Consider the following 6,671-nt stretch of genomic DNA (forward strand, 5'->3'; position numbering starts at 1 on the left):
GATATTTTGGTCGCACCTGATGAAGCTGTAGCTTTGGGGGATATTGTTTTGTCTGAACGGGGGCGTGCTTATTGATGCTTTCCTCACTTTTGCCACCGAATTCGAGCTTATTTGAACGCTGTTTTGCAGAAGCAATGGCTTTTGACCCTCACGTTAAAACTACACTCGAAGAAATACCTCGCGCGAAATTTATCACGCGTCCGCCTTCTTGGTTGCCCTTTTTAATAGACGAATATGGCTTACAAGAATTAAGTCCTTATTTTTCTAGCCTTTATGATTTAATTGATCAGGGTCTTGCATGGCAAAATATTCGCGGCTCTCTTGCGGCAATAGAGATGGGTTTGAGATGGTTAGAGATTTCGGCACGCTTTCAACCCGCATGGACGGGGCGGGCATGGTGGAATTCCTTTCAACTTGATTTTGATCAGTTGCCTGAACGGAAAAGCCTTGAAGCCATTGAAGCAATCACAGACCTTTCCAAAAGTTTGCGCTCTGATTTTCGTCGAGGGACCTATGGTTATGATGTGCAAGCTGTTGAATGCAATATGTCACGCCTTGATGACAGCATGTTGGAGTATGAAAGCGGTGTTCGCTTAACAGCTGGGGGCACTTTGTTTTCCTTTGGGCGCACAACAGAGATAGAGCACGTTCTCTTAAGAGAAGAAGGCAGGCTTATTGGTAATTGGATAGATGATGCGGATGAAGAGTTAAGCTTTGAACAAATCGATTATCCATGGGATATGGCAAATTTTCCGTGGTGTTCGGTCAAAAAACATGAACGCGATATACTGATGGCAGAGTGGTTTCATGGTCGCACGCTTTATCTCGTGTTAAGAGACAGCCAAGATGGTGTGATTGGGTTTCGAAGATGCTATGCTGTAGCGCCTGTCGAACAGGTTTTAGAGGGTGTTTACAACCATTCAGGCAATCACTATCAGCCCTCCCCGAGGGGCACGGCGCTTCTTGTTGCAGCCCGCACAGACTTTCACGATGTTGACGGGAAACAAGCAGCTTTTGTTTCCATTCTCGTTCACGCTACCCCCGCAGAAAACATAGCGGTTGGCAAGCTTTGGTTGGAGCCTGATGAACTCAATGGCGGTGTCGAGATACTCAAAACGCCCATTAATATTCCTTTGCGTGCCGATGTTCGCGAACAATTCAAGATTTTATTGAGGTTTTAATATGAAGCATGAAAGTGGTCTACCGTTTGCAATTGACAGATCTCGCGGCAAAGAGGAACAACAAAGCGTTGTCTTTTACGGCACGCGTCCGTTTATTCAAAGTGGTGAACTGAATGAGGTTCAAACCATTATAAGGGGACGGCATGACCGCTTGGGGCGCCTTGTGGCACAAGAAGGAGATCGCGTTGAACGAGCTGATGCTTTTGTCAACAAAGAGACAAGGACCGTCACTTTAACGGATGGCAAGATTTATATCGCAGGCGATATTTTCCCCGTTGCACCTGCTGTACTCAACAATGTTGCCATGATTGGGCGCTTGGAAATTGGTGTGAAGCTACAAAAAAAATGGATAACACACGAAGATGATCCAGAGCTGTTGGGGCAAGTCCCTGGCACTTTGGCAGAAGGAGAGCCCGGTGCCGCCCGCGAAACAGCAAAGCTTGTTTGGGCACTGAAAGAGGATGCGCAGAGTGGCACTTTCTTTCCCGTTTATATTTTACAAGATGGTGTTCTGATTGATCAAAAATCCCCCTCATTGCTTGAACCCGCCATGCAAGCTATTGCGACGTACGACCGCGCCCATGGGCATTATATCGTGAGTGGCTGTCGTGTAAGCGCATTGGGAGCAAATAATGGTTGCCAAGTGTTTAGTATTCAAGAAGGAGAAGCCAATATCAATGGCTTTAAACGCAAACGCTTAGCTGCTTTGCGCCATGAAGAGGTGCAAGATTTTTCGACAAGCGTTGTTCCAAGCGAAACGCATATTTTTGCGCCTCCAAAAGGGAAAACAAGTTTTACCTTTAAACCCTATTATTTTCCTATTGCTGATATTCAGTCTCTTTTGTTGACAAAAGAAAAAACCGTTAACGTCACCCGTGGTGCCGTTGCCGCTGGGCGTGATGGTGTTCCTGATAAAAGCATCACTTCTTTTATTAAAGTCGTTCAAGGAAACAAGGAATTTAAAGAAGGCACAGATTTTAAAAAAACCGGAGACACCATTGATTGGGCACCCGTGGGAGACGAACCTTTACTGGGCAGCAGCTATAAGGTGACTTATCGCTATCGTGCAAAAATCACGGCTGATAAAGTAACAGAGCAGGAAATCACAGTCTCAGGTGGGGCGCAAGGTGGTGATATTATCGTCAGTTACACTTACAAATTACCCCGCATTGACCGTATAGGTCTCAACACAGGGGGCAATGTGGTTTACATCAAAGGTATCTCGGCAGATCACCCCATGGCACCCAGTGTCCCTGATGATGTGTTGTCGCTCGCAACGATTACCAACAATTGGCTTGAAACGCCGGTTGTTGCCAATGATGGCACACGTGTTGCCCCCTATGATGAGATGTGGCGCTATTTTCAACGGGTGCTCTCGCTTGACCGGTTGATGCAATTAGAGCGCATTAAAAGCAATGTGGACTCTAAAGAACCTATTGCCAAAAAAGGTATGTTTGCTGATCCCTTTCTTGATGACTCTTACAGAGATGAAGGCTTTCAACAAACGGGGGCGGTAGGCAACGGCATTTTGCAGCTTGCCATTGACCCAACATTCTATACCGCTCCTTTAAAAGCGCCTGTCACGCTTGACTGGACAAATGAAGTGATCATTGCGCAAGAGTTGACAACGGCTTGCGAAAAAATCAACCCCTATCAAAATTTTGCACCCCTGCCTGGTACAGTAACCCTTGACCCCGCGACAGACTTTTGGCACGAACAGCGCACCGATTGGCTCTCAAGCGTGACCAATCAACTGAACATGGGATGGAACCGTGGGAGAAGCATTCGTAAAACAGAAATCAGTGATGATTTGGTGAGTGCAACCCAAGAGAAAATCGATTTTTTGAGACAAATTACCCTTTCCTTCAAAATTGAAGGTCTTGGCAAGTGGGAACAATTAGAAAGCCTCACTTTTGATGGTGTGAATGTCTTACCGAATTATCCCCTTTTTGCCGATTCTTATGGCGCCATTGAGGGCACTTTTAAGATTCCTAAAAATATCACTGCTGGCACAAAAAATGTTGTGGCACGAGGCAGAGGTGGAACAATTGCAACGGGGCTTTTTACCGGTCAAGGTGTGATTGATGTGAAAGTCATGCGGCGCACCACAACGGTGAAGATATGGACGCAAGTAGACCCACAAGCGCAAGTTTTTACCCCCGATGAAACACGGCAAATCACCGGTATTGACTTTCATCTTTGCAAAATCGGTAATGAGAACCATGATTTGGTGATTGATTTGGTCACCACTGAAAATGGCTATCCGACCGCCGATATTCAAGCGCAAAGCTTTTATTCTATGAAGGGCGCAAAGCTAGGTTGGGCAGAGGCACGCTATGATGTACCACTCCTTGTGATGGATGACCGCTTAACAGCTTTTGTTATTAAGACAGATGATAGTAATCATTCTGTCTCTTTAGCAAAGCTTGGGGATTTTGATGCAGAACATCAGAGATATGTTTCAAGCCACCCTTATGTAACGGGACCACGCTTTTCTTCAGTTAACGCACAAAGCTGGACCGCCCATCAAGATGAGGCTTTAGCCTTTCGTGTGTTGGCAGCCCGCTACACACAAACAGAAAAAACCATTGATCTTGGCACTTTTGATCTTGTTGATTGTTCTGATTTGCAAATACGCGCAGCCATTGAATTGCCTTCAAGCGATTGTTCTGTCATCTTTGAAATTGAACGAAACAATGGCACGGTTTATCAACTCCTTCCCTTTCAATTGCTAAGCCTTACTGAATATATCAGTGAAAAGGTAAAGCTTCGCGCTATTCTCAAAGGCACCGAAAAGCTTTCACCCGTCTTGTTTGCTCCTGTTCAATTGATTGCAGGAAAGATCCATAAGGAAGCCACTTATGTCACCCGTGCTTTTTCCTTTGGAGAAAAGGCAAGGCTGACCAGTTATATCAAAACCTTTTTACCAGGCGGTGCAACCTTTACACTCGAGATGCAACTGGATGATGGTGCTTTCACCCCTTTGAAACTCGACGAAACAGAGCAACTCACTGAACCGCTTTGGACAGAGCGCAAATTTGTAAGCAGCGACAAAACAGCCAAACAAGCACGCCTTAAACTCACCCTTACCGGTGGACCAGCAGCGCGGTCAATGGTGTGTGATTTTGGCGCCGGCATATTGTGACGGGAGAACAGAGATGGAAAAAACCAAAAAACTCGACATGGACTTGCCTAAAGAAGGACGTTTTATCAGTTCTGAATTCCCAATCTTGCGGGAAAACTTGACCAAAATTGATCAAGCCATGATGGAAGTTGAGGAAAAGGTAGAGGGAAAAGCACCTTCAAAACACACGCATACAATAAGTGATGTTGCCGATCTTGAAACGACCCTTAAGGCCAAGATGGCAGCGGATAAAACCTTCACGTTGACCGATTTAAGCGATATCGAAGGCGCAAAAGATGCTGCCAACAATTATGTTCTCTATAAATCAAGCAATAATAACTTCACTTTTGGAAGTGCTGTATCTTTGCTTGGCTCTCATCAACATAAGATTGAAGATATTGTGGGGCTCGATAAATTTAGAGCCAAGATCAATGAAGATCTCACAAGCTATGGTCGCTTAGCCAGCCCAAATGAATGGCAAAGTTATAATAAATTTACCAGCAAAGTCACTATAAGTGGCAGTTTAGAACTGTTGGGTAATTCGTCGTTTAACCTTATCCATAACAACAAAGTCGTTAGCAGTCTAAGCACAACCGGAAGCTCGCTTAAAGGACCTTTGAGAGTTGATGGTGAAGCTATTTATACCAAATCACAAGTGGATGCAGCCATCTTGGCACAGATAAAGAGTCTTAAAAAAGATTTGACCGATAAAATCACGAATTGGCCGGCTCTTGCTGATGCTGAATTACTGTATACGCAAGATGGAAAAATTCAATGGCCAGACTGGGTAACGGATAACACAAAAGTCGAAATCCAAGCATGGGGTGGCGGCGGCAGTGGTGGTGGAGCGGATACACCAAGATTAGGAGGAGGCGGCGGAGGAGGTGGTTGTAGCGTGTGGTATGGCTATAAAGCGAGTTTAAACGGTCATCAAGATATCACAATTGGTAAAGGAGGCGCTTCTGTTGCATCACGCAGTGCGACAGGAAATTCTGGAGGAACAACAGCTGTTGGAAAGAATTTTATTACCGCTACAGGAGGACATGGTGGTGGGGGTGCTTACTCCTCTAGAGATCACGGATTTGCTGGTACTACTACTTACTACTATTCAGGCGATGGCGGTGCTGGAGGTACGGGTGGAAACTTTGGTTTAGCAACAGACGAACATCTAGGAATTGCCAAAGGCGGAAATGGTTATGCTGGAACGAGTGGAATTACGAGTAAAACAAGCGGTAATGGAGGCGATGCTGGGGGTGATACATCACGAGGTGGCTCTGGAGGAGTCGGCAAAGGATCCTATAGTTCAGGAAAAGCAGGACGTGGTTTTGGTGGTGGTGGTGCTGGTGCTCACTCTGATTCTTCTTCAAGTGGTGCTGGTGCTGATGGTGCCGTTCTTATAAGATTATGGAAAGAATAAATGGATGCACAAGTAACCAAGATATGACAGAAGTCAAATGGATAGCTGTTCTATAAGCAGGCTTATATGTTTTTAAGTCCTTTTATCGCTCTTTCAAAGCCCTTTTAAAGGGCTTTTTGACTGACAGTGTCAGGCTTATGGAGCATGGTGATGCTTGTTATAGTCTCTTCATTGATTTGGAGAGCAAAATGGCAACAGAATTTAATCATGGGATTCGCATTGTAGAGGCTGGTGAGGATTCCCGTCCTTTAGCAACATTTGATCAGACCGCCATTGGGGCGGTTGTCACAGCCCCTGATGCTGACAACCAAGTTTTTCCCCTCAACGAGCCTATCCTTATCTTTACGCATGAGGGTGAGAAAATCCAAAAGCTTGGGGCAAGAGGCACGGCTCTTGATGTCATTAACGCTGTGTGTGCGCAAGGGATTGAGGCACAAATTATCCTTGTGCGTGTGGAAGAAAAATCAACCATTGCTGAGACACAAACTGAGATGGTGGGATCAAACGCTCACCTGACCGGTGTGCATGCGCTAAAACACGCTAGAGGGCATTTAGGGGTGGAACCTGGCATTTTACTGGCACCAGCTTATAGTGCAGGGCGGATTGATAATGGCAAAAACCCCGTGGCAGATGCTTTAGAACAAGTGGCAGAAAAGCTACAAGCGATTGCCGTGTTTGATACGGGTGGTAAAAACACGGAAGAAAGCCTTGCCTATCGTGCAGATTTTTCCTCACGCTTTTGTTATTTGATTGACCCCTTTGTACGGGTGGCAAATGGTGATGGGGGTTGGAGTGTTAAACCGGCAAGTCCTTTTGCTGCCGCCATGTTTATCAAACGTGATAAGCAAAGGGGCGGTGTTTTTTGGTCTCCTTCCAACCAAGATGTGCATGGCATTTTAGGCACGGCGCGCCCGATTAGCTATTTTGATGGCGAAATCGATCATGAGGC

The 6,671-nt window shown here is 45.7% G+C and carries 3 protein-coding genes and 1 pseudogene; all 4 read left to right on the forward strand.

Going from position 1 to position 6,671, the window contains the following annotated elements; all coding sequences use genetic code 11:
• The first annotated feature begins 74 nt into the window (after positions 1-74).
• Positions 75-1,181, forward strand: a complete 1,107-nt coding sequence (locus tag ACFIKY_RS08605; protein WP_375661707.1) for a phage tail protein — start codon at positions 75-77, stop codon at positions 1,179-1,181.
• A 1-nt stretch (position 1,182) separates the two neighbouring features.
• The gene (locus tag ACFIKY_RS08610; RefSeq protein WP_375661708.1) at positions 1,183-4,326 is read left to right on the forward strand and encodes a DUF4815 domain-containing protein; all 3,144 of its coding nucleotides are present in this window, start codon (positions 1,183-1,185) and stop codon (positions 4,324-4,326) included.
• Positions 4,327-4,339: 13 nt separating this feature from the next.
• The gene (locus ACFIKY_RS08615) at positions 4,340-5,722 is read left to right on the forward strand and encodes a Bgr_08870 family protein (RefSeq protein WP_375661709.1); all 1,383 of its coding nucleotides are present in this window, start codon (positions 4,340-4,342) and stop codon (positions 5,720-5,722) included.
• 188 nt (positions 5,723-5,910) lie between these two features.
• Positions 5,911-6,671 (forward strand): annotated as a pseudogene (locus tag ACFIKY_RS08620) (phage tail protein); the annotation flags it as partial.

It is taken from the genome of Bartonella sp. CR127HXZ (assembly GCF_042194555.1).
Classification (GTDB): Bacteria; Pseudomonadota; Alphaproteobacteria; order Rhizobiales; family Rhizobiaceae; genus Bartonella; species Bartonella grahamii.

Bases quoted from the DNA above. Each gene is read 5' to 3' on its own strand.
- ACFIKY_RS08610 (WP_375661708.1), top strand. From the start codon at position 1,183: ATGAAGCATGAAAGTGGTCTACCGTTTGCAATTGACAGATCTCGCGGC.
- ACFIKY_RS08615 (WP_375661709.1), top strand. From the start codon at position 4,340: ATGGAAAAAACCAAAAAACTCGACATGGACTTGCCTAAAGAAGGACGT.
- ACFIKY_RS08605 (WP_375661707.1), top strand. From the start codon at position 75: ATGCTTTCCTCACTTTTGCCACCGAATTCGAGCTTATTTGAACGCTGT.